The organism is Streptomyces zagrosensis (assembly GCF_014203645.1).
Taxonomy (GTDB): Bacteria; Actinomycetota; Actinomycetes; order Streptomycetales; family Streptomycetaceae; genus Streptomyces; species Streptomyces zagrosensis.
The window spans coordinates 330,221-351,432 of sequence record NZ_JACHJL010000005.1 but is presented as its reverse complement, the minus strand read 5'-3'; the positions used below and the strand labels follow the sequence as shown (position 1 = coordinate 351,432).

The window sequence follows — 21,212 nt, the reverse complement described above, 5'->3', positions numbered from 1 at the left end:
CCGCAGTCGTTGTCAGTGCGGTGGCATAGGCTTTCTGCGTGGAGCCAGACCTGTTCACCGCCGCGGCCGATGAGCGCCAGCAGAAGGACCCGGCCAGCAGCCCGCTGGCCGTCCGAATGCGCCCGCGCACCCTGGATGAAGTCGTGGGGCAGCAACATGTGCTGCGTCCCGGTTCACCCCTGCGCAGGCTCGTCGGCGAGGGCAGCGGCGGCCCGGCCGGGCCGTCCTCCGTCATCTTGTGGGGCCCGCCCGGCACCGGAAAGACCACGCTGGCCTACGTGGTGAGCCAGGCCACCCAAAAGCGCTTCGTCGAGTTGTCGGCGATCACCGCCGGGGTCAAAGAGGTGCGCGCCGTCATTGAAGGCGCCCGCCGCACCTCGGGTGCGTACGCCCGCGAGACCGTGCTCTTCCTGGACGAGATCCACCGCTTCAGCAAGGCCCAGCAGGACTCACTGCTGCCCGCCGTGGAGAACCGCTGGGTCACCCTGATCGCGGCCACCACGGAGAACCCGTATTTCTCGATCATCTCTCCCCTGCTGTCCCGCTCGCTGCTCCTCACCCTGGAGCCGCTCGCCGAGGATGACCTACGGGCCCTGCTCCACCGCGCGCTGACCGCCGAGCGGGGACTCGGCAACGCCGTGCAACTGCCCGCCGATACCGAGGCACATCTGCTGCGGATCGCCGGCGGCGACGCCAGACGGGCGCTCACGGCGCTGGAAGCGGGCGCGGGCTCCGCGATAGCCAAGGGCGAACCGGAGATCACCCTGGGGACGCTGGAAGAAGCGGTGGACCGGGCGGCGGTGACGTACGACCGCAACGGTGACCAGCACTACGACATTGCCAGCGCGCTCATCAAGTCCATCCGCGGCTCCGACGTAGACGCGACCCTGCACTACCTGGCCCGCATGATCGAAGCGGGCGAGGACCCGAGGTTCATCGCCAGGCGGTTGATGATCTCGGCCAGCGAGGACATCGGCATGGCCGACCCAACGGCGCTCCAGACGGCGGTGGCCGCCGCGCAGGCGGTCGCCCTGATCGGCTATCCCGAGGCCCGCATCGTGCTCGGCCAGGTCGCGGTGGCGCTGGCGCTGGCACCCAAGTCCAACGCCGCATACCTGGCCATCGACGCGGCGCTCGCGGACGTCCGGGCCGGGCTCGCCGGCCCGGTGCCGCCCCACCTGCGAGACGGGCACTACAAGGGAGCGCAAAAGCTCGGCCACGCCCAGGGTTACCTCTACCCGCACGACCTGCCAGGCGGGATCGCCGCCCAGCAGTACGCGCCTGACGCGGTGCACGGCAAGCGGTACTACGAGCCGACGCGATACGGGGCGGAGGCACGCTACGCGGATGTCGTGGAACGTGTCCGAGCCCGGCTGCGCGGCGACCCGCCACCGCAGGCGCCGCGGGACGGCGGGTACAGCGGGGACGGAGAGTCGCACAAGAGCGGCGACCAGAGCTAGCCGAGTCGAGGCGAAACGGGATGGGGCATCGGTGCCGACTTCCGTAGGACGCGAGCCTCATGGTGCTTTGCTGGCCCAACTCCCGTGATGGGTCGGGTAGTTGAGGATCGGGGCCCCGGCCGGACGGTTTAAGGCGTCGGAGCCGGCGTCAACGGTGGCGAGCAGGACCACCCGAAAGCGTGCAACCGGCCTGCGGGAGGCGGGTTACTCGGCTGCTGCCGCAGTGCCTGCTCGACTGCCGCCGCAGCGTCTACTCGGCCGCCGCCTCGAAGAGGCCGTGCATCGCACGTCGTAGTTCCACCACGTCGCTCACCGGTTCCGGGAAGTCGAAGCGCGCGTCGAAGGAGCGGTCGGCGGTATCGGTGAAGCGAACGCGCAGACCGAAGCGGGTGAGGGAGACGGGGACGGCGCGCACGGCGCGTCCGGGCGCCGCACAGCCCTCGCCCGACGGTTGCCCACCCGGCTCGCGCGCCGCACCACAACGGCCGCTGGCGCGCTCACCGAGCAGAGCGCACAGGGCATGTACCTGCTCGCTGTGCGCGGAATGCAAGTGTTGGAGGAGATCGGCCTCATGGGCCACCAGCGGATCGGCAGACGCCTCGGCAAACGCGTCCGGCTCGACGCCCTCGGCGCCCCACAAATCGTCCACACACGCCTCGCCGACCTCAAGGCGCAACAGTGCCCACGCGGGCCGGCCGGCTGGCTGCTCCACCGTGGCGGGGCGTAGCGCGTCGTCCATGCCAAGGATCTCGCCGACCGGATGCCGTTCGGCGAGTAGCATCGCGCAGGCGGCCCGCTCTTCGTTGCGTACCGGAGTCAGCCAGCCCGCGATCCAGGCGCGCCCGCGCACGCGATAGGGCACCGAGACAGGTGCCACGTCTGTGATTTCCATCACGCAGGCGAGGTCGTCGTCCTGGGCGTACATGGCGGCTCTGGCGGCCGGAGAGCCGCCAGGGACCAGCAGTAGCACGTCTCCATCGGGGGTAACAGTGCGTGCGGTCGGGGCGCCCGCGTCGAACTCCTCGGACTCGTCGATTCCAGGAATCGCGAGAGAAGCCGTAGCCTTGCCCTCTACGAGGGTTCGTACGCGCTCGGCTGCCATGGGCTGCCGGGCGTCTTCCGCGGGGCGCGGCTGACCCACCTCAGTTCCGTTGGGCCCGGAGTCGTCTGACTCCGCGGTCTGCGCAGGGCTGGGCATGGGGCTCCCAGGTCGAAACATGCGTTCTCCTCCGCTAAGGTAAGCCTCACCTAACTTACACGGAGGTTCGTTCCACGTGAACCAGTCGCGTCCCAAGGTCAAGAAGTCGCGTGCGCTCGGCATCGCGCTGACCCCCAAGGCCGTCAAGTACTTCGAAGCTCGCCCCTACCCGCCAGGCGAGCACGGCCGTGGCCGCAAGCAGAACAGCGACTACAAGGTCCGACTTCTTGAGAAGCAGCGTCTGCGCGCGCAGTACGACATCAGCGAGCGTCAGATGGCCCGTGCCTACGACCGCGCTCGGAAGGTCGATGGCAAGACGGGCGAGGCCCTGATCATCGAGCTTGAGCGCCGCCTGGACGCGCTCGTCCTTCGGTCGGGCATCGCCCGGACCGTCTACCAGTCGCGGCAGATGGTTGTGCACGGTCACATCGAGGTCAACGGCCGCAAGGTCGATAAGCCGTCCTTCTGCGTCCGCCCGGGCGACGTGGTGATGGTTCGCGAGCGCAGCCGCGAGAAGCACCCCTTCCAGGTCGCCCGCGAGGGTGGTTACGACACCGACGGTGAGACGCCGCGCTACCTTGAGGTCAACCTCAAGGCGCTCGCGTTCCGCCTCGACCGGGACCCGAACCGCAAGGAAATTCCGGTCATCTGCGACGAGCAGCTCGTCGTCGAGTACTACGCCCGCTAAGCCCAGCTCAGTAGGCACGTCCCGCCCGTCGAGGCGGGGCACCGTGCGCCGCACACCACGTCGTGTGCACGCAGCGGAGGTACGCGCTCAGTCCGCGGGCTCCTCGTCGGCTTTGGCCGGTGGGGGGCCCGCGGGCTGTTTGCGTCGCAGCGCCGCCGCCGCGCCCGCGGCCCACTCCTCCGCGGCCCGGCTCTCGCTGGCCCGGTCCTCCTGCGGCCAGGGCCGCCCGGCGACCCCGCCCGCCTGCCCGACCAGGCTGGCAGGCCTTCCGCGGCCCCGTTCAAGCACCTGCGCCACCGCCGCATCCAGGCCACCGCACCGTCCGTCGCGTCGCGCCGCCTCATAACCCGCGTCGCCGAGCATGCCCTGGGCCCGTGCAGCGCACCGCTCGTGTTGGTCCCGCAGATGGCGTGAGCGGAACGGTTCACCTCCCAGCTCGCCCCACCCGGTGGCGGCGGCACCCTGCAATCGGGCCGCCCACTCCGGTGCGTCGAGCACCACCAGCGGAGCCAGTCGTTCCAGGGCAAGCGTCATGCCGAGCACATCGCCGAACTCCTGCTTGATCTCCAGGCAGGACACGAGCAGTTCCCGGGCGCGTTGGTCATCACCGCGCTCGGCGTGTGCGGAGGCCAGCGCGTACAGGGCGTACGAGCGCACCCAGCTCTCCCCGCTGTCGGCCGCCACCTGTCGGGCGTCCTCGGCCAGTGCCAGGGCCGCCTCCACGTCGCCCACCAGTGCCAGCGCCTGCGCGAGCAGTACCTGGGCGAGGAGGACCAGTGCGTTGAGCTCGCCTCGGGCGCGGTAGCGCTCAAGGCACTCGCGCAGCAGGGCCACCGCGCCCGGCAGGTCGTCGTTGATGAGCGCGGTCACGCCGAGCATCTGAGTGGCTAGCGCCGCCGTGCTCTCATCGCCGCAACCTTCCGCCAGCTCCCGGCATTCGTGCAGCGCGGTGAGCGCCGCTACCGACTCACCGCGCGCCGCGGCCGTCAGGCCCGCCACCCACAGCGCCTTCGCGCGCGGCTCCGGCTGGTCGCTCTCCAGCGCGAGCGCGCGATCCAGCCAGCGCTGTCCCTCGGCGAGTTGACCGCAGCCAACCCAGTAGAACCACAGTGAGCCGGTCAGATACTGGCCGATATGGGCGTCGTCCGGGCTCTCCAGGCTGTACTCCAGCGCGAGCCGTAGATTCGGCAGCTCCGCGGCGATCCGCTGCGCCACCTCGATCTGTCGCAGGCTGAACCAGTCCAGCTCACACCAGGTGGCCAACCCCAAGTACCAGTCGCGGTGCCGCTTGCGCAGCCGGTCGGTCTCACCCAGCTCCGCCAACCATCTGGCACCGTACGCGCGAACCGGGTGCAGCATCCGGTAGCGGGCCTGGCCGGTGCACCCGGGCGGGTCGTCGCGGGTCACGACGGATTGCGTGATCAGCCCCGAGAGCGCGGCGAGCACCTCGTCGGCCGGCAGGCTGGCGCCCGAGCACACGTACTCGACGGCGTCTAAGTCAAAGTTCCCGTCGAACACCGACAACCGCGACCACAGCAAACGTTCACCAGAGCTGCACAGCTCGTGGCTCCAGCCGATGGCCGTGGACAGCGACCGGTGCCGGTCAGGCGTGCTGTGGCCGTTGCTGGTCAGCAGCTTCAGCGGATCATCGAGGCGGTGCAGCACCTGCTCAAGCGAGAGCGTCCGTAGCCGTGCCGCAGCCAGTTCGATGGCCAGCGGCATGCCGTCAAGGCGCCGGCACACCTCGCTCACCGCCTCGCGCCCGGTGGCCGGGGTGAAGCCGGGCAGCACCGCCGACGCCCGGTCGGCGAACAGATCCACGGCGTCGGGGTGCAGGCGCAGCGGGCCAAGGGGCAGCAGCCGTTCCCCGATGATGTCCAGCGGGCGCCTGCTGGCTACGAGCACGCGCAGCCCGGGGGCACGCCGCAGCAACTCGGCCACCAGCTCGGCGCACCGCTCGGTCAGCTGCTCACATCCGTCGAGCACCAGCAGCGTCTCACCGCGTGCGAGGCGTCGTGCCAGCACATCGCGCGGCAGCTGCCCGACGCCCGCCGTCAGCCCGAGCGCCGCGAGCAGCGCCTCCTCGGGGGCTCCGGTTGTGGGCGCTTCGGCCAGGTTAACCAGCCATATGCCGTCGCAGAAGCGATTCCGCATCCGCCTGGCGGCCCGCAGTGCGAGCCGTGACTTACCGATACCGCCGGCACCGGTGACGGTCACCAGCCGAGTCCGGGAGAGTAGCCGCCTGAGCTCGGCCAGCTCCCCTGACCGGCCGATGAACCGGCTGAGTTCGGCGGGAAGATCGTCATTTTTGGCCGGCTGAGCGGAGGGGCCGGGCCGTGCTGATCCGTGGCGCGGAGCATGTCGCATAAACCACGGAGCGTACGGGGCGGTAAGCGGGCCGTACAATCCCACCGCGCGCCACTCGGCCACCTCGGCGCCCCCGTGAGCGGCCGTCTGCGGTGCGGAACAATGCGGTACGGCCGATGAGCCGCGGCGCGATAAGGTCGGTACCTGCCGCCCGCGCCCGCGATGCCTCACCGCCCGCAAGTGGCGGCTGTGACGACCAAGACCAGCCATCGACCAGCCATTGCGCAGTCGAAGATCAGCAGGGAGCGGTGCGACGTGTCCGGTGGAGAAGTGGCCGGGATTCTCGTGGCCGTCTTCTGGGCGATCCTGGTGTCATTCCTCGCCCTCGCTCTGGTGAGGCTCGCGCAGGCGCTCAAGGCGGCCACCAAGCTGGTGGCCGACGTCACTGACCAGGCCGTTCCGCTACTCAGCGAGGCGTCAGCGACGGTGCGCTCGGCGAACAGCCAACTCGCCCGCGTTGACTCGATCGCGGCCGATGTGCAGGAGGTCACCTCCAACGCCTCGGCGCTGTCCTCGACCGTCTCGTCGGCCTTCGGCGGCCCGCTGGTCAAGGTGGCCGCCTTCGGGTACGGGGTGCGCAGGGCGATCGGGCGTAAGGGCGAGGGCCCTGCAACCGTTGTCGTGGGCAAGACCGTGCCAGCTGCCAGGCGCGGTGGCCGCCGCAGCCGGAGCGAAGACCGGAGCAATAACCGGAGCAAGAAGGACTGATCGCGATGTTCCGCCGCGCATTTTGGTTCACGACCGGCGCCGCAGCCGGGGTGTGGGCCACCACCAAGGTCAACCGCAAGCTGCGCCAGTTGACTCCCGAGAGTCTGGCCGCACAGGCCGCGGACAAGGCGGTGGAGACCGGCCATCGGCTGAAGCAGTTCGCCTTGGACGTACGGGTCGGAATGGCAGACCGCGAAGCGGCGTTGAACGATGCGCTGGGACTCGGCGCGGGGTCCGACGTCCTCGACGTCAGGGAACTGCCCGCGCAGCGCGCGCAGGTGCTGAAGTCGAAGACCCATCGCCCCGCGGGCCTGACCGCACAGGGCGACCGGGACGACCACCGCAGCCACGATCGGAACGACCGGAACAACGACCGGAACAATCACCGGAACAATCACCGGAAAGAGGACTACTGATGGAGTCGGCCGAAATCCGCCGCCGCTGGCTACGCTTCTTCGAGGAGCGGGGGCACACCGTCGTGCCGTCGGCGTCGCTGATCGCGGACGACCCGACGCTGTTGCTGGTCCCCGCGGGCATGGTGCCCTTCAAGCCGTACTTCCTCGGTGAGGTCAAGCCGCCGTTCGACCGCGCCACCAGCGTGCAAAAGTGCGTGCGCACCCCCGACATCGAAGAGGTCGGCAGGACCACCCGGCACGGCACGTTCTTCCAGATGTGCGGCAACTTCTCCTTCGGCGACTACTTCAAGGAAGGCGCCATCAAGCTCGCCTGGGAGCTGCTGACCAGCTCGCAGGCTGACGGTGGTTACGGCCTGGAGCCGGAGAAGCTGTGGATCACCGTCTATGAGCACGATGATGAGGCCGAGCGCATCTGGCGTGAGGTCGTTGGCGTACCGTCCGAGCGCATTCAGCGGCTTGGCATGGGCCCCAACTACTGGTCCATGGGCGTGCCAGGCCCGTGCGGCCCCTGCTCCGAGATCAACTACGACCGTGGCCCCGAGTTCGGCCCCGAGGGCGGTCCCGCCGTCAACGACGAGCGGTATGTGGAGATCTGGAACCTGGTCTTCATGCAGTATGAGCGCGGCCCGGGCACCGGCAAGGAAGACTTCCCGATCCTTGGGGAACTGCCGAGCAAGAACATCGACACCGGCCTCGGCCTCGAACGCCTCGCGATGATCCTGCAAGGCGTGCACAACATGTACGAGACCGACACCCTGCGCGTCGTCATGGACCAGGCCACCGCCCTGACCGGGGTCGCCTACGGCGCCGCCCAGGAGTCCGACGTCGCGCTGCGCGTGGTCGGCGACCACATCCGTACCTCCGTGATGCTCATCGGCGATGGCGTCACCCCGGGCAACGAGGGCCGTGGTTACGTACTGCGCCGCATCATGCGCCGCGCCATCCGCAACATGCGCCTGCTCGGTGCGAGCGGCCCGGTCGTCGGCGCGCTCGTGGATGTCGTACTGAAGACGATGGGCGAGCAGTACCCAGAGCTTCGTGAGGACCGCAAGCGCATCGAGACGGTTGCCCTGGCCGAGGAGGGTGCTTTCCTCAAGACCCTCAAGGCCGGCACCAACATCTTGGACACGGCCGTCAGTGAGACCAAGGCCGCCGGGTCCGGCACGCTCGCCGGCGACAAGGCGTTCTTGCTCCACGACACCTGGGGCTTCCCCATTGACCTCACCCTGGAAATGGCCGCCGAACAGGGGCTGAGCGTAGACCAGGACGGCTTCCGTCGTTTGATGAAGGAGCAGCGGGAGCGGGCCAAGGCGGACGCCAGGGCCAAGAAGCAGGGCCACGCCGACCTGTCGGCCTACCGCGCGGTCGCCGACGCTTCCGGTGCCACGGTCTTCACCGGTTACGCGAACATTGAGGGCGAGTCCAGCGTGGTCGGTCTCCTGGTGGACGGGGTTTCCTCGCCCGCCGCGCACGAGGGCGACGAGGTTGAGGTCGTTTTGGATCGCACCCCCTTCTACGCCGAGGGCGGCGGCCAGCTCGCCGACACCGGGCGGATCAGGCTGGACTCCGGCGCCGTGGTCGAGATCCGCGACGTGCAGCAGCCGGTGCCCGGTGTCAGCGTGCACAAGGGCGTGGTGCAGGTCGGTGAGGTCACCGTGGGCGCTGGGGCGTACGCCCAGATCGACATCAAGCGGCGGCGCGCCATCGCCCGTGCCCACAGCGCCACCCACCTGACCCACCAGGCGCTGCGGGACGCGCTGGGCCCGACTGCCGCGCAGGCCGGTTCGGAGAATTCGCCCGGCCGCTTCCGCTTCGACTTCGGTTCGCCCGCCGCCGTGCCCAGCACGGTGCTCACGGACGTCGAGCAGAAGATCAACGACGTGCTCTCCCGTGAACTCGACGTCACCGCCGAGGTGATGAGCATGGACGACGCCAAGAAGCAGGGCGCCATCGCCGAGTTCGGCGAGAAGTACGGCGACCGGGTGCGGGTGGTGACCATCGGCGACTTCTCCAAGGAACTGTGCGGTGGCACGCATGTGCACAACACGGCTCAGCTCGGCCTGGTGAAGCTACTGGGCGAATCGTCGATCGGCTCCGGCGTGCGCCGGGTGGAGGCCCTGGTCGGCGTCGATGCGTATCAGTTCCTCGCTCGTGAGCACACGGTGGTCTCGCAGCTCACCGACCTGGTCAAGGGCCGCCCCGAGGAGTTGCCGGAGCGGATCTCGGGGATGCTCGCCAAGCTCAAGGACGCCGAGAAGGAGATCGAGCGCTTTCGCGCGGAGAAGGTTTTGCAGGCTGCCGCCGGTCTGGCCGAGGGCGCCAAGGACGTGCGGGGCGTGGCGCTGGTGACGGGCCGGGTGCCGGACGGCACCGGGGCCGATGACCTGCGCAAGCTGGTCCTCGATGTGCGCGGGCGCATCCAGGGTGGGCGGCCGGTCGTGGTGGCGCTGTTCACCGTCGCTGGGGAGCGTCCGCTCACGGTGGTCGCTACCAACGAGGCGGCTCGCGAGCGCGGTCTGAAGGCCGGGGACTTGGTGCGTACGGCCGCCAAGACCCTGGGCGGTGGCGGCGGTGGCAAGCCGGACGTCGCCCAAGGCGGTGGGCAGAATCCGGACGCCATCAACGATGCGATCGCCGCTGTGGAGCGTCTCGTCACCGATCAGGCGTGAACGATGACCGATGAGGCGTGTGAAACGGCCGGTCACAGGTGATCAGGCATGAGTAAGGGTGAGGTGGCGTGAGCGAGGAACGGCCCATGCGACGTGGGCGGCGGATCGCCATCGATGTCGGAGATGCCCGGATCGGGGTCGCCTCGTGCGACCCCGATGGGGTCCTGGCCACGCCGGTGGAGACCGTGCCTGGCCGGGACGTCGCGGCGGCGCGGCGCAGACTGGCGGCGATTGTCGCGGAGTATGAGCCGATCGAGGTCGTCGTCGGCCTGCCCAGGTCGCTCAGTGGCAAGGAGGGCCCGGCGGCGACCAAGGTTCGGGGCTTCACCGGGGGACTAGCCCGCCTTGTCGCCCCCGTGCCGGTGCGGCTCGTCGATGAGCGCATGAGCACGGTTACCGCTGCTCAGGGGCTACGAGCCGCGGGAGTGAACAGTAAGAAGGGGCGGTCCGTCGTAGATCAGGCCGCCGCCGTCATCATCTTGCAGAACGCGCTGGAGATCGAGCGCGCCTCGGGCCGTCCCCCGGGTGACGCCGTCGAAGTGGTCATCTGATCGCGGTACGGTAACGTTCCGCGCGGCATGGCAGCCGTTCGAATGCCGGGCGAGGTGATAGCCCGGCGGAGCGAACCCCGCGCTCCGGGCGCGTACCGGCTGCCGCAGCGCGGCACTAGGGGATTGATGACTGAGTATGGCCGGAGCTCTGGCTCCCAACCGTGGGACCCCGAGGACCCCTTGTACGGGGACCCAGGGTGGCATGGGCAGCAGGCCGCAGATGGTCAGAGCCCCTACGGTGACCAGGCCCAGACCTATGCGCAGCAGCAGGAACCTCTCGCGCAGCAGCCATACGGCTGGGACGGCTCACAGGGCTCGGAGCCGCCCTACGGCGGTGACCTGGGCGATCCGTACGGTCAGGGTCAGCAGCCGGGCCAGGTGGGCGAGTATGCACCGGGCCAGCCAGGTGACCCGTACGGCGGTCAACAGGCCGACTACTACGGGACGCCGGACGGCTACCCGCAACCCGAGCCGCACGATCCGCACCGCGGGCAGGGATCACCCCCGCACGACCAGCAGTACCAGCAGTACCAGCAGCAGCAGTATCCCCAGCACCCGCAGCACCCGCAGCACCCGCAGGAACCCCAGCACCCTCAGCAGCCCCCGCATCCTCAGCAATTCGAACAGCAGGGCCAGCACCCTCAGCAGGCGTACCAGCAGGGGTACCAGCCCACGGGGGAGGGCCACCAGCATCCGGTGCAGGATCAGGGGCCGATGGGTCACGCCCCCGATGAGCCGGTGGACGACTGGCGGGCCGAACCCGCGCCGGACCGGCGAGAGCGCGAGCCTGAGCACCCGTTCTTCGCGGAAGAGAAGAAATCCTTCTTCGATGACGACGACGGTCGGGACGGCAGCGCCACCGGGTATGACGACGGTGGCCGTGGTGACGGTGGCGACGACGCATACGACGATGCGTACGGCGACGAGCCGAACCCGCGCGAGACGCGTCGGCGCGGTCGGGAACGTCGGAACAAGAAGACCAAGCGCCGCAGTGGCGTCGCGTGTCTGGTCGTCACAGTGGTGCTCGGTGGCGCCGTGGGCGGTGTGGGGTACTTCGGCTATCAGTTCTGGCAGAGCCATTTCGGGTCCGCGCCGGACTACGCGGGCGAGGGCACCGATGAGCAGGTGCAGGTCGAGATCCCCGATGGCACCGGCGTCGCCGCCATGGGCGACATTCTCAAAGGCAAAGGCGTCGTCAAGAGCAGCCGGGCGTTTGTCGACGCTGCCAACGCGAGCCCGAAGGGCGACCGCATCCAGGCCGGGTCGTACACCCTCAACAAGGAGATGTCGGGGGATGCGGCCGTCAAGATGATGACGGACCCGGCGGCGTTGAACTCTCTCATCGTCAGCGAGGGCATGCGCAACAGCGCGGTCTACACGGCGATCGACAAGAAGATCGGCGCCGCGGCCGGCACCACCAAGAAGGTCGCCGAGAAGGAGTACCGCAATTTCGGGCTGCCCGCCTGGTCGCAGGGCAGCACCGCAGTCAAGGACCCGCTGGAAGGATTCCTCTTTCCCTCCCGCTACAGCGTCGGCAAGGACGCCAAGCCCGCCGACGTGCTGCGGAAGATGGTTGCGCAGGCGAACAAGGAATACGCCAAGCTCGGCCTTGACGACGCGAAGGCCGAGAGCTTGGGGCTGTCCTCGCCGCGGGACATCGTCACCGTCGCCAGCCTCGTCAACGCCGAAGGCATGACCCACGACGACTTCCGCAAGATGGCCGACGTCGTCTATAACCGGCTTAAGCCGGATAACGTACAGACCAATGGCCTGCTTGAGTTCGACTCGACGTACAACTACGTCAAGAACCAGAGCAAGATTGACTTGACGATCGAGGAACTGCGCAATTACGACAACCCCTACAACACGTACCACGACGAGGGGCTGCCTCCGGGGCCGATCGGAAACCCGGGGCACGAAGCGCTCAGGGCGACACTCCAGCCGGAGCGGGGCGGGTGGTACTACTTCATCTCCATCGACCAAAAGACGACGAAGTTCACCAAGACCTACGCCGAGCACAAAAAGCTGGTCGAGGAGTTCAACAAGACGCGCGGCGGCGGTAACTGACACAGGGGGCGGGGAAAGACGGATGCCGAATGACCGCAGGGCGGCGGTCCTTGGATCGCCCATCGCGCACTCGCTTTCGCCGGTGCTGCACCGGGCCGCGTACGACAAGTTGGGGCTGACCGGCTGGCGCTACGACCGATTCGATGTGGACGAGGCCGCGCTGCCGGCCTTCTTGCAGGGAATCGACCGGGACTGGGCCGGACTCTCTCTCACGATGCCGCTCAAACGGGCGATCATCCCACTCCTCGACGAGCTCAGCGAGACCGCCGCTTCGGTCGAGGCCGTGAACACGGTGCTCTTCACCGCGGAGGGCCGCCGGGTCGGGGAGAACACCGATATTCCCGGCATGATCGCGGCCATGCGGGAGCGCGGCGTGGAGCGCGTGGAGCGGGCGGCGGTGCTGGGCGCTGGGGCCACGGCGTCCTCGGCGCTGGCCGCGCTCGCGCGCATCCACGTCGGCGAGGTCACCGCCTACGTACGAGGGCAGGCCCGTGCCACCGAGATGCGGCAGTGGGGAGAGCGGCTCGGGGTGAGTGTGCGCACCGCTGACTGGGCCGATGCCGCCGAGGCGATGAGCGCTCCGCTGGTGTTCGCCACCACGCCAGCCGGCAGCACGGACGCGCTGGCCGGCGCGGTGCCCGAGCGGCCCGGAGCGCTCTTCGACGTGCTCTACGACCCCTGGCCGACGCAGTTGGCCACCCGGTGGGCCGCGCGTGGTGGCGCGGTCGTGGGTGGGCTTGATCTGCTGGTGCACCAGGCGGTGCTTCAGGTGGAGCGGATGACTGGTTGCGCCGGCGCGCCGCTGGCCACCATGCGGGAGGCGGGCGAGGCGGCGCTCACGGCGCGGCAGCGGCCATCCGGCGGCTGACGGCCCAGTAGCCCAGTGGCTTGTCTCCTTCCTGCGCGCCGTGCGTACGCCGCCTGGGGTGGCGGGCGTGTGCGCTGCCCCATAGCGCACAAGCGCCTTCCCCCGTCCGTAACGTGGACGAGGGAACGGGCTCCCTCGCAGCTCATGGGAGGATCGGGGCTGAGAAGTCGCACGGGCGCGAGGTTTAAGGAGCACCGTTGAGCAGGTTGCGTTGGCTGACGGCGGGGGAGTCGCACGGCCCCGCACTGGTGGCGACCCTGGAGGGGCTGCCCGCCGGGGTACCGATCACGACCGACATGGTGGCGGACGCTCTCGCTCGGCGGCGGCTCGGCTATGGACGCGGCGCCCGGATGAAGTTCGAGCGCGACGAGGTCACCTTCATCGGCGGCGTACGCCACGGCCTGACCATGGGTGGCCCGGTGGCGATCATGGTCGGCAACACCGAGTGGCCCAAGTGGAAAGAGGTCATGGCGGCCGACCCGGTCGATCCACAGGTGCTGGCCGAACTGGCCAGGAACGCACCGCTGACCCGCCCCCGGCCAGGCCACGCGGATCTGGCCGGCATGCAGAAGTACGGCTTCGACGAGGCCCGACCGATCCTGGAGCGGGCCTCCGCGCGGGAGACAGCGGCCCGGGTGGCCCTCGGGGCCGTCGCCAGGTCGTACCTGAAGGAGACGGCCGGGATCGAGATCGTCTCGCATGTGGTGGAGCTCGCGGCGGCGAAGGCTCCGTACGGCGTCTACCCGGCCCCCGATGACGTCGAGCGTTTGGACGCCGACCCGGTGCGCTGCCTGGACCCCGACGCCAGCGAGGCGATGGTGGCCAAGATCGACCAGGCGCACAAGGACGGCGACACCCTCGGTGGCGTGGTGGAGGTGCTGGCGTACGGCGTGCCGGTGGGCCTCGGTTCGCATGTGCACTGGGACCGGCGGCTTGACGCACGGCTGGCGGGGGCGCTGATGGGCATCCAGGCCATCAAGGGCGTCGAGGTCGGTGACGGCTTCGAACTGGCCCGCGTGCCGGGCTCCAAGGCGCACGACGAGATCGTGCCGTCGAAGGACGGGCTCAAGCGGGCGACGGGCCGCTCCGGCGGCACCGAGGGCGGGCTGACCACCGGCGAACTGCTGCGCGTGCGGGCCGCGATGAAGCCGATCGCGACCGTGCCCCGGGCGCTGGCCACCGTCGATGTAGCCACCGGCGAGGTCACCCAGGCCCACCACCAGCGGTCCGATGTGTGTGCCGTGCCGGCCGCCGGAATCGTCGCCGAGGCGATGGTGGCGCTGGTGCTCGCCGACGCGGTGGCCGAGAAGTTCGGCGGCGACAGTGTCCCCGAGACCCGTCGCAACGTCCGCGGTTTCCTTGACCACCTGACGATCCGGTGACCGGCGCGCATCAGGACGCCGGGCAGCCCCGTACCGCCACCGCCGATGCCGCCGGGGCCGCCGATGCCGAGGGCCGCGGCGGACCCGCCGTGGTCCTGGTGGGGCCGCCGGGCGCCGGCAAGTCCACCGTGGGCGCGCTGCTCGCCGAGCGCCTTGGCACCACGTACCGCGACACGGACGCCGACATCGAGCGGATGGCTGGCCAGCCGATCCCCGACATCTTCTTCGAGCACGGCGAGCCGCACTTTCGCGCGCTGGAGCAGCAGGCGGTGCGTAACGCCGTAGCTGAACACTGCGGCGTGCTCTCGCTCGGCGGCGGCGCGGTGTTGGACGAGGCAACCCGGGCGCTGCTGCGCGGGCTGCCGGTGGTCTTCCTCGATGTGGGGCTCGCCTCCGCCGTGCGCCGAGTCGGCCTCGACGCTCCGCGCCCGCTCCTGGCGATCAACCCCCGCCAGCGCTGGCGGGAGTTGATGGAGGCACGGCGTCCGTTGTACACGCAGGTGTCTCGCGCCGTGGTGAGCACCGACGACCGCGCTCCGCAGGACGTGGCACTCGCGGTCGCCGAGGCGTTGGAGCTTGAGAAGTGATGGTGTGATCCGCATCCCGCAAAAGCCGCATCCCGCAGTGAGGAACGCATGACTGACCCGTCCCAGGCCGCAGCGTCTTCCGCCGCCGAGTCTTCCGCGCCTGAGTTCTCCGTGACCGGGCCTGCCGCGGCCGGGCCTGCCGCGTCCGAGGTGCCCGCGCCGCCGACCCGTATCCAGGTCGCGGGCAGCGCGGGGACCGCGTCGTACGAGGTGCTCATCGGCCGCCAGTTGCTCGGCGAGCTGCCCGGACTCATTGGTCCCAGGGTCAAGCGCGTCGCGGTGCTGCATCCCGAGGCCCTGTCCGCCACCGGTGAGGCGCTGCGTGATGACCTTGCCGCCCAGGGGTACGAGGCCGTCGCGATTCAGTTGCCGAACGCGGAGGAGTCCAAGACCGTCGAGGTCGCGGCCTATTGCTGGAAGGCGCTTGGGCAGACCGGATTCACCCGTTCCGATGTGATCGTGGGGGTAGGCGGCGGGGCCACCACCGACCTGGCGGGTTTCGTGGCGGCCACCTGGCTGCGCGGGGTGCGCTGGATCGCGGTGCCCACCACGGTGCTTGGCATGGTGGACGCGGCCGTTGGCGGCAAGACCGGCATCAACACCGCCGAGGGCAAGAACCTCGTCGGCGCCTTCCACCCGCCGGCCGGCGTGCTCTGCGACCTCGCGGCCCTTGAGACGCTGTCGGTCCACGACTACGTCAGCGGCCTCGCCGAGGTGATCAAGGCGGGCTTTATCTCCGACCCGGTGATCTTGGACCTGATCGAGTCCGACCCGGCCGCGGCCCGCAGCCCCCAGGGCCCGCACACCGCCGAGTTGCTGGAGCGCTCCATCCGCGTCAAGGCCGAGGTCGTCTCGTCGGACCTGAAGGAGTCGGGCCTGCGCGAGATCCTCAACTACGGGCACACACTGGCGCACGCCATCGAGAAGAACGAGCGCTATAACTGGCGGCACGGCGCGGCCGTGTCCGTCGGCATGATCTTCGCCGCCGAACTCGGCCGACTGGCCGGGCGGCTGGACGACGCCACGGCCGACCGGCACCGCACCATCCTTGAGGCCGTGGGGTTGCCGCTCAGCTACCGAGGTGACCAGTGGCCCAAGCTGTTGGAGACGATGCGCGTGGACAAGAAGTCCCGCGGTGACCTGCTGCGGTTCATCGTCTTGGACACGCTCGGCAAGCCCACCGTCTTGGAGGGCCCGGACCCCGCGGTGCTGTTGGCGGCGTACGGCGAGGTGTCCGCGTGACGGCGGTGCGCCGGGTTCTCGTGCTCAACGGCCCCAACTTGGGCCGTCTCGGCAGCCGGGAGCCCGATGTGTACGGGGCGACCACGTATGCCGGACTCGTCGAGCAATGCACGGCGCTCGGCAGGGAACTTGGCTTCGAGGCCGAGGTGCGTGAGACCAACGACGAGGGGGAGATGATCCGTTGGCTCCATGAGGCCGCGGACGGCGCCATTCCCGTCGTGATCAATCCGGGCGCCTTCACGCACTACTCGTACGGGATGCGGGACGCGGCGGCGCAGCGCACCGCCCCATTGATCGAGGTGCACATTTCCAACCCGCATGCGCGGGAGGAATTTCGTCACAACTCTGTCATCGCCGCCGTAGCCAGCGGCACCATCGCGGGGTTCGGCATCGGCTCGTACCGCCTTGCGTTGCAGGCCCTGGCGGGAGAGCTCTCCGCCTGACGGCTTTCCATGCTGTGCGGACGGTCGCCGGCCGTCTCGATCGCCCGGGAGCGGGTGCCGCCCAAGGGCAGCCGAATCGCGCCAACTGCCCTACAGCAGCGGGTAGTTGACTTTTGCTGGGCGAGTGTCGGGGCGTGCGTCAGCCCGGGCGGTCGGAGTGCGTGCCTGCCCGGGCGGGCACGTCGGCCGGCGGTGGCGGTCGGGGCCATCTGCCGGCCTCCGCCGGGGGCGGTGTGCTCTTTTCGGCGGCAGGTGGGACGTGGGCATCCCCGGCGGCAGTTGGGGTGAGATATCTCCAGCGGTAGCCGGGGTGGGGGCGCCCCCGGCGCGGGCTGGGGGAGTACCGTTCGGTAGCGCACCCGGCCCGCGTACCGTGAACGGCCAGGTCGTCACACGTCAGCCGCCCGCACGAGACGGAGAGCCACCGGATGCAGCACGCAGTGGAAGCACCGCTGCCCCCATCCCACGGGCCGGACCAGGGGCCGGGGACGGGCATCGCCCAGCACGGGGGTCATCCTGTCCCGCCAGGACAGCCGCCCGTGGCCGGAGGCAACCACCCGGCGCCGGGGCCTGCTTCGCCCCCCGCCCCCGGCTGGAACGGCCCCGGCCCGCATCCGGCGCCCGCCGCGCCGCCACATCCGGCGCCGCCGCATCCCGCGCCTGCCGCGCCGCCGCATCCTGCGCCCGCCGCTGTGCCGCATCCCGCGCCGCAGCCCCCGGCACCGCCGCTGGCTGCGCCATCGGGGCCACCTTCGCCATCGAGGCCGTCCCCGACCGCGGCAGATGGCGCCACCGGACCGGTGACGCTGCCGCCGGGCGCTCCTGTCCCGCTGCACGATGCGCACCCGGACCAGCCCGTGATCGACGCCTCTCAGGCCGCGGTCGCCGTGCTCCTGATCGGCCCTGCCGGGGCGGGTAAGACGACGGTGGCCCGACTGTGGGCGGACAACCGCCGGGTGCCCACCGCGCACATCAGCCTCGACGACGTACGCGAATGGGTCAGGTCCGGCTTCGCCAACCCGCAGTCAGGCTGGAACGAGAACTCCGAGGCGCAGTACCGGCTCGCCCGCCGCACCTGCGGCTTCGCCGCCCGTAACTTCCTCGCCAACGGCATCTCCTGCATCCTCGACGACGCGGTCTTCCCCGACCGCCCGGTCGTCGGGCTCGGTGGTTGGAAGCGCCACGTCGGCCCCGGGCTGCTGCCCGTGGTGCTGCTGCCGGGCCTGGAGATCGTCCTGGAGCGCAACGCCGCACGTTCAGGCAACCGCAGACTCAGCGACGAGGAGGTCGCGCGCATCCATGGTCGGATGGCCGGGTGGTACGGATCGGGGCTGCCAATCATCGACAACTCGACGTACGACGTGGCGCAGACGGCCCAGGTGCTCGACGAGGTCGTCGCCCGGAGCATCGCCAGCCCGCCCAATTGGTAAGGACCTGACGCACGCACCCGTGCCGGAACCTTTCGCCACCTTGCCCATCACTCATTGCCCACGCGGTCGGGCGGCCCCCTGCACACCCGCTGCCACCGGCAGACGGCCCGAGCACCCGACGCTGCGTGCATCCCCGCGGCTGCATCCCCGCCGCTGCATCCCCGCCGCTGCGCGCCCGCCGCTGCGCGCCGGCGCGCTCGACAGCGCCCCCGCGCACCGGCCTACGCCCACTCGGACGCGTCTGACCGGCCAGCGCCGCGCCGCACGCCTAGGCTCGTACTATGTCCGAGGTGTTCGCGGCCCGACGCACCCGGCTGCGCGAGCAGTGCGCGGCCGTCGGGAGTACAGCAGTGCTCGTCTCCCACCCCGCCAACGTTCGCTATCTGTGCGGCGGCTCACCGACCGGGGCCGCACTGCTGCTCGGGCCGACCGACGATGTGCTGGTGCGCCCCCCGGCCACCGCGGCCGATCCCATGGTCGGGGCACCCATCGATGACCTGCGGGTACAGGAGCTGGGCGCGCCGCACGGCGATGCGGCCGTCGCCGCGGCCGACCTTGCCGCTACGGCGGGCGCCGGGCGGCTTGCCGTCGAGGAGCACCATCTGACCGTCGCCCGGCACCGGGCGCTGCGCTCAATCGCACCCCGCCTCGAACTGACCGACCTCGCAGGCGCCGTTGAGCAGCAGCGGATCGTCAAGGACGACGATGAGATCTCCGCGCTACGCATCGCCGCGGAAATCGCCGACCAGGCGCTTGGCGAGCTTCTCGAATCGATTTTGGTGGGCCGCACCGAGCGGCACCTCGCGCTGGAGCTGGAGCGCCGTTTGGTGGACCACGGAGCGGACGGGCCGGCGTTCGCCACCTCCGTTGGCGCCGGGCCGCACTCGGGCCGCAGTGGGCACGTGCCCACCGACCGCAGGGTGGAGGAGGGCGACTTCCTCACCGTCTGCCTGGGCGCCGGCTACCGCGGCTACCGCTGTGAGGTGGGCCGCACCTTCGTCATCGGCACCTCGCCTGCCGACTGGCAGATCGAGCTGTACGACCTGGTCTTCGCCGCGCAGCGGGCGGGCCGCGAGGCGCTGACGCCGGGCACCGCGTACTGCGAGGTGGACCGGGTGACGCGGCAGGTGCTGGCCGCCGCAGGCCGCGAGGAGACGCTGGGAGCCCGCGTCGGGCACGGTGTGGGCCTGGAAAACGACGAGGACCCTCGGCTCGCACCGGGAGCCATGGGTAAACTGGACGCTTGTGTGCCGGTCACCGTCGAACCGGGGGTCCACCTCCCGGGCCGGGGCGGTGTCCGGATCGATGACACGCTCGTCGTTCGCCCCGAGGCGGACGGCGGCCCCGAGCTACTCACCATCACGACCAAGGAGCTGCTCGCGCTCTAGCGTGCACCCCTGGTTCCACCAGCTTCAGTCCAGGAGATTCCGCAACCGTGGCATCCACGAACGACCTCAAGAACGGCCTGGTGCTCAAGCTCGACGGGGGCCAGCTCTGGTCCGTAGTCGAGTTCCAGCACGTCAAGCCCGGCAAGGGCCCCGCCTTCGTCCGCACCAAGCTGAAGCATGTGCTGTCCGGCAAGGTCGTTGACAAGACCTTTAACGCCGGTGTGAAGGTCGAGACGGCGACTGTCGACAAGCGCGGCATGCAGTTCTCGTACAAGGACGGCAGCGACTTCGTGTTCATGGACACGGAGACCTTCGAGCAGATGACCGTCGCTCCGGAGACCGTTGGCGACGCCGCCAACTACCTGCTGGAGGGCAACGAGGCTGTTGTCGCGATGTACGAGGGCGCGTTCCTCTACATCGAGCTGCCTACCTCCGTCGAGCTGGTCATCGAGTACACCGAACCCGGCGTTCAGGGCGACCGCTCCACCGGCGGCTCCAAGCCCGCGACGCTGGAGACCGGCTACGAGATCCAGGTCCCGCTCTTCATCACCACCGGTGAGAAGATCAAGGTTGACACCCGCTCCGGTGAGTACCTCGGTCGGGTGAACAGCTAACCGTGGCTGCCCGCAACAAGGCCCGCAAGCGCGCCTTCCAGATCCTCTTCGAGGCCGATCAGCGCGGCGTCGCCGTATCGACGGTCCTCGCGGACTGGATCAGGCTCGCGCGGACCGATGACCGGCAGCCGCCGGTCAACGAGTACACGATGCAGCTCGCCGAGGGGTACGCGGAGCACGCGGACCGCATCGACGAGCTGATCGCCACCTATGCGGTTGGTTGGACGCTGGATCGGATGCCGGTCGTGGACCGCAACATCCTGCGGCTGAGCGCCTTTGAGCTGATCTGGGAGGACGAGACCCCGGACGCCGTGGCCATTGACGAGGCAGTGCAGCTCGCCAAGGAGTTCTCCACGGATGACTCCCCGGCCTTCGTCAACGGCCTCCTGGGCCGGCTCAAGGACCTCAAGCCCAGCTTGCGCCGCGACGGCTGAGGCCGCGCGCTACATGCCGCTGCCCCTGGCGACCTCTTCAGGTCGGTCAGGGGCAGCGGCATAGGTGGCACACGGCAGCGGGCTACGTCGCCCAAGCCGCAAGGGCGTGCAGGGCGTCCAGGCGCAGGACTCCCCAGGCGCCGGTGCGCCGGGAGTCCGGCACGCCGGGCGCCGGGATCACCGGCAGCCGGTCACAGATCCTCGTGCTGTACGGCGCGACGCGCGTCCGCGTCGAGCACGCCCCAGCCGATGAGCTGCTCGGTCAGCACAGAGGGCGACTGGTCGTAAATCACCGCGAGGGTGCGCAGGTCGTCCTGGCGGATCGACAGCACCTTGCCGTTGTAGTCCCCGCGCTGGCTCTGGATGGTGGCCGCGTACCGCTGCAAGGGGCCCGCCTTTTCGGCTGGGACATGTGCCAGCCGCTCCAGGTCGAGCACCAGCTTCGGCGGCGGCTCGGCGGCACCGCCCGGCGTCGTGCCAGGCAGGAGTTCCTGCACGGGAACCCCGTAGAAGTCGGCCAGCTCGGCTAGCCGCTGTACCGTCACGGCCCGGTCGCCGCGCTCGTACGAGCCGACCACCACGGCCTTCCAGCGGCCCTGAGACTTCTCTTCGACACCATGAAGGGAGAGCCCCTGCTGGGTGCGGATGGCGCGGAGCTTGGCTCCGAGCTGTTTAGCGTATTCGCTGGACATAAAGCTCC

Annotated in this window: 19 protein-coding genes; 16 read left to right on the top strand and 3 right to left on the bottom strand. The window is 69.9% G+C overall.

The window, feature by feature from the left end; genetic code table 11:
* The first annotated feature begins 38 nt into the window (after positions 1–38).
* Positions 39–1,460, top strand: a complete 1,422-nt coding sequence (locus FHS42_RS12730; protein WP_184572179.1) for a replication-associated recombination protein A — start codon at positions 39–41, stop codon at positions 1,458–1,460.
* Positions 1,461–1,710: 250 nt separating this feature from the next.
* Here FHS42_RS12730 and FHS42_RS12725 read toward each other — a convergent pair whose 3' ends face one another.
* On the bottom strand, positions 1,711–2,679 hold the full coding sequence (locus FHS42_RS12725) for a DUF2470 domain-containing protein (RefSeq protein ID WP_246494608.1): 969 nt from the start codon (positions 2,677–2,679) through the stop codon (positions 1,711–1,713).
* A 55-nt stretch (positions 2,680–2,734) separates the two neighbouring features.
* Here FHS42_RS12725 and rpsD point away from each other — a divergent pair, with 55 nt between their 5' ends.
* A complete protein-coding gene (rpsD, locus tag FHS42_RS12720) occupies positions 2,735–3,346 on the top strand; it encodes a 30S ribosomal protein S4 (RefSeq protein ID WP_184572177.1) in 612 nt (203 codons plus the stop codon).
* A gap of 87 nt (positions 3,347–3,433) precedes the next feature.
* Here rpsD and FHS42_RS12715 read toward each other — a convergent pair whose 3' ends face one another.
* Entirely contained in the window at positions 3,434–5,713 is a 2,280-nt protein-coding gene (locus tag FHS42_RS12715) for an ATP-binding protein (RefSeq protein WP_376772575.1), read from the bottom strand.
* A 255-nt stretch (positions 5,714–5,968) separates the two neighbouring features.
* On the opposite strand from FHS42_RS12715, the gene FHS42_RS12710 reads away from it, so the two are divergent.
* The 14 genes from FHS42_RS12710 to nusB all read left to right on the top strand — a co-directional run bounded on the left by FHS42_RS12710 (position 5,969) and on the right by nusB (position 20,512).
* Positions 5,969–6,421, top strand: a complete 453-nt coding sequence (locus tag FHS42_RS12710) for a DUF948 domain-containing protein (RefSeq protein ID WP_184572168.1) — start codon at positions 5,969–5,971, stop codon at positions 6,419–6,421.
* Positions 6,422–6,426: 5 nt separating this feature from the next.
* Positions 6,427–6,837 (top strand): hypothetical protein, encoded by a 411-nt coding sequence (locus FHS42_RS12705; RefSeq protein ID WP_184572167.1) that lies wholly within the window; start codon positions 6,427–6,429, stop codon positions 6,835–6,837.
* Positions 6,837–9,506: an alanine--tRNA ligase gene (gene alaS, locus FHS42_RS12700; protein WP_184572165.1), complete on the top strand. Its 2,670-nt coding sequence runs from the start codon at positions 6,837–6,839 to the stop codon at positions 9,504–9,506. The genes FHS42_RS12705 and alaS overlap by 1 nt, the downstream gene beginning before the upstream one ends.
* Positions 9,507–9,592: 86 nt before the next feature.
* Positions 9,593–10,057, top strand: coding sequence for a Holliday junction resolvase RuvX (gene ruvX / locus FHS42_RS12695; RefSeq protein WP_184572163.1), 465 nt, complete (start codon positions 9,593–9,595; stop codon positions 10,055–10,057).
* 126 nt (positions 10,058–10,183) lie between these two features.
* Positions 10,184–12,124, top strand: coding sequence for an endolytic transglycosylase MltG (mltG, locus tag FHS42_RS12690; protein ID WP_184572161.1), 1,941 nt, complete (start codon positions 10,184–10,186; stop codon positions 12,122–12,124).
* A 22-nt stretch (positions 12,125–12,146) separates the two neighbouring features.
* Positions 12,147–12,992 (top strand): shikimate dehydrogenase, encoded by an 846-nt coding sequence (locus FHS42_RS12685; protein ID WP_184572159.1) that lies wholly within the window; start codon positions 12,147–12,149, stop codon positions 12,990–12,992.
* Between the two features lie 197 nt (positions 12,993–13,189).
* A complete protein-coding gene (gene aroC / locus FHS42_RS12680) occupies positions 13,190–14,374 on the top strand; it encodes a chorismate synthase (RefSeq protein WP_184572157.1) in 1,185 nt (394 codons plus the stop codon).
* A gap of 89 nt (positions 14,375–14,463) precedes the next feature.
* Positions 14,464–14,961, top strand: a complete 498-nt coding sequence (locus tag FHS42_RS36970; RefSeq protein ID WP_312866857.1) for a shikimate kinase — start codon at positions 14,464–14,466, stop codon at positions 14,959–14,961.
* Positions 14,962–15,009: 48 nt separating this feature from the next.
* A complete protein-coding gene (gene aroB / locus FHS42_RS12675) occupies positions 15,010–16,203 on the top strand; it encodes a 3-dehydroquinate synthase (RefSeq protein ID WP_246494606.1) in 1,194 nt (397 codons plus the stop codon).
* Positions 16,204–16,208: 5 nt separating this feature from the next.
* Positions 16,209–16,646, top strand: coding sequence for a type II 3-dehydroquinate dehydratase (gene aroQ / locus FHS42_RS12670; protein WP_184572389.1), 438 nt, complete (start codon positions 16,209–16,211; stop codon positions 16,644–16,646).
* Positions 16,647–17,074: 428 nt separating this feature from the next.
* On the top strand, positions 17,075–18,076 hold the full coding sequence (locus FHS42_RS12665) for an AAA family ATPase (protein ID WP_184572155.1): 1,002 nt from the start codon (positions 17,075–17,077) through the stop codon (positions 18,074–18,076).
* Positions 18,077–18,357: 281 nt separating this feature from the next.
* A complete protein-coding gene (locus FHS42_RS12660; protein WP_184572153.1) occupies positions 18,358–19,464 on the top strand; it encodes an aminopeptidase P family protein in 1,107 nt (368 codons plus the stop codon).
* A gap of 47 nt (positions 19,465–19,511) precedes the next feature.
* Positions 19,512–20,078: an elongation factor P gene (gene efp / locus FHS42_RS12655; protein WP_184572151.1), complete on the top strand. Its 567-nt coding sequence runs from the start codon at positions 19,512–19,514 to the stop codon at positions 20,076–20,078.
* A gap of 2 nt (positions 20,079–20,080) precedes the next feature.
* Positions 20,081–20,512, top strand: a complete 432-nt coding sequence (gene nusB / locus FHS42_RS12650) for a transcription antitermination factor NusB (protein ID WP_184572149.1) — start codon at positions 20,081–20,083, stop codon at positions 20,510–20,512.
* Between the two features lie 191 nt (positions 20,513–20,703).
* Here the strand turns inward: nusB and bldD are convergent, their stop codons facing one another.
* A complete protein-coding gene (gene bldD / locus FHS42_RS12645) occupies positions 20,704–21,204 on the bottom strand; it encodes a transcriptional regulator BldD (RefSeq protein ID WP_176165013.1) in 501 nt (166 codons plus the stop codon).
* Positions 21,205–21,212 lie beyond the last annotated feature (8 nt).